This window comes from Pseudomonas sp. P5_A2_2, assembly GCF_054177685.1.
The window spans coordinates 1-1,673 of sequence record NZ_JBGCUL010000957.1 but is presented as its reverse complement, the minus strand read 5'-3'; the positions used below and the strand labels follow the sequence as shown (position 1 = coordinate 1,673).

Below are 1,673 nucleotides of genomic sequence, written 5' to 3'. Positions count from 1 at the left end.
ACATTGAGCCGGTAGTCGGYGAGCACGGCGGTGCGTTCGGTCATCAGGCGCCCGGTCACCACTTGCAGGCTGCCCAGATCACCGGAGTCGATGGTCGCCGCCAAGGCGGAAAACGGCACGCCATTGACGTTGGGCAAATGCTGCACGTCGTTCAGGGTCAGTCGATGATCCATCGCCACCGGGGTCAGCACCGGCATTTTCAGGTTGCCCGGGTTGACCACCAGCAAGGGCGGTTGGCCAGGGGTGCCGATGGTCAGCAGGGCCTCGCGGTTGCCCATCATGTTCTGGAACAGCGCCGGCTTGGCCTTGATCAGGTCCAGGGTATTGCTGTCATTGAGGAAGGTGCGCAACTGGTCGATGCGGGTGATCAGGGCAATGTCGTCGCGATGGATCAACTCGCGCTCCAGGTCGCGATACAGTGCTACGCCTAGCAGTGCCAGCGAAACAAACGCCAGCAGGGCGAACACCAGCGCCAGACGCAGGGTCAGGGAGTGGCTGAGACGGGAGGCGGATTGCAGCGGCGTCATGGCATTCATGGTTGCATTCAGGGTTGAGTGTCGAAGCGATAGCCGATGCCGCGCACGCTGTGGATCAGCTTGAGCGGGAACGGATCATCGATTTTCAGGCGCAGGCGGCGCACGGCGACATCGACGACATTGGTGTCGCTGTCGAAATTCATGTCCCAGACCCGCGAGGCGATCATCGAACGTGACAGCACTTCACCCTGATGCGTGGCGAACAGGTGCAGCAGGGCAAACTCCTTGTTGGTCAGGGTGATGCGGTTGCCGGCGCGGCTGACGCGACGCTTGAGCACGTCGATCTGCAGGTCGTCGACGTGCAGGTGTTCTTCTTCCCGGGTAGGGCCGCGCCGGGTCAGGGTGCGCAGGCGTGCCACCAGTTCGGCGAAGGAAAACGGTTTGATCAGGTAATCGTCGGCGCCCAGTTCCAGGCCTTTGATGCGGTCGGCGATGTCATCCCGGGCGGTGAGGAACAGCACCGGCGTGTCGGCTTCCTTGCGCAGGCGGCGCAGGACTTCCCAGCCATCCATCTTCGGCATCATGACGTCCAGCACAATCACATCGAAGTCGTGTTCCAGGGCCAGGTGCAAGCCGTCGACGCCGTCCCGCGCCAGGCTCACCGTGTATCCGAGTTCCTGCAGGCCGTTGAGCAGGTAATTGCCGGCCTTGGGTTCGTCTTCGACTACGAGGATGTTCATCGGGACCTGCCTGTTTCGGTCGGGCTACGGGGGCGCATCAGTGGCGCAAGTGTAGCCCGATCGACGGTGACGGCAGGCATCCGCTCAGTTCTCACCAATGCAGCCAACGCCCTGGACCTGGTAGTCCAACTGGTGCTCGCGACCCTGATGGTCGAGGTAGTTGAACTGCGCCGGGACGATGCCGCACTTGCCGTTGAGGTCGGTCATCGACAGGACCTTGGCCACATCCACCGGGACATAGAAGCCGTCTTTGTCGTGGATGATCGATGAGGTGGGCTGGGTAGCGGCAAACGCCGAACCGGTGGCGAGCAGGGCGACAAAGCCCGCGATCAACATTTTCATGACGAGTCTCTCTCTACAAGGGCAGGGTGGCTGCCGGTGGTTGGCCTGACAGTGAGTTCAGGTTAACGAGGCGATCCGGACAGCCGACCAACAGCTTGATGACAAAGTTGTAATG

At 61.7% G+C, this 1,673-nt stretch carries 2 protein-coding genes and 1 pseudogene; all 3 read right to left on the bottom strand.

All coding sequences use genetic code 11. The features are described 5' to 3' along the window. Positions 1-536: pseudogene (locus ACXRVY_RS27750) on the bottom strand (heavy metal sensor histidine kinase); the annotation flags it as partial. A gap of 8 nt (positions 537-544) precedes the next feature. Beyond that, positions 545-1,216, bottom strand: coding sequence for a heavy metal response regulator transcription factor (locus ACXRVY_RS27745; RefSeq protein ID WP_046040381.1), 672 nt, complete (start codon positions 1,214-1,216; stop codon positions 545-547). Between the two features lie 84 nt (positions 1,217-1,300). After that, the gene (locus tag ACXRVY_RS27740) at positions 1,301-1,558 is read right to left on the bottom strand and encodes a DUF2790 domain-containing protein (RefSeq protein WP_223463936.1); all 258 of its coding nucleotides are present in this window, start codon (positions 1,556-1,558) and stop codon (positions 1,301-1,303) included. Positions 1,559-1,673 lie beyond the last annotated feature (115 nt).

Bases quoted from the DNA above. Each gene is read 5' to 3' on its own strand.
- ACXRVY_RS27745 (WP_046040381.1), bottom strand. From the start codon at position 1,216: ATGAACATCCTCGTAGTCGAAGACGAACCCAAGGCCGGCAATTACCTG.
- ACXRVY_RS27740 (WP_223463936.1), bottom strand. From the start codon at position 1,558: ATGAAAATGTTGATCGCGGGCTTTGTCGCCCTGCTCGCCACCGGTTCG.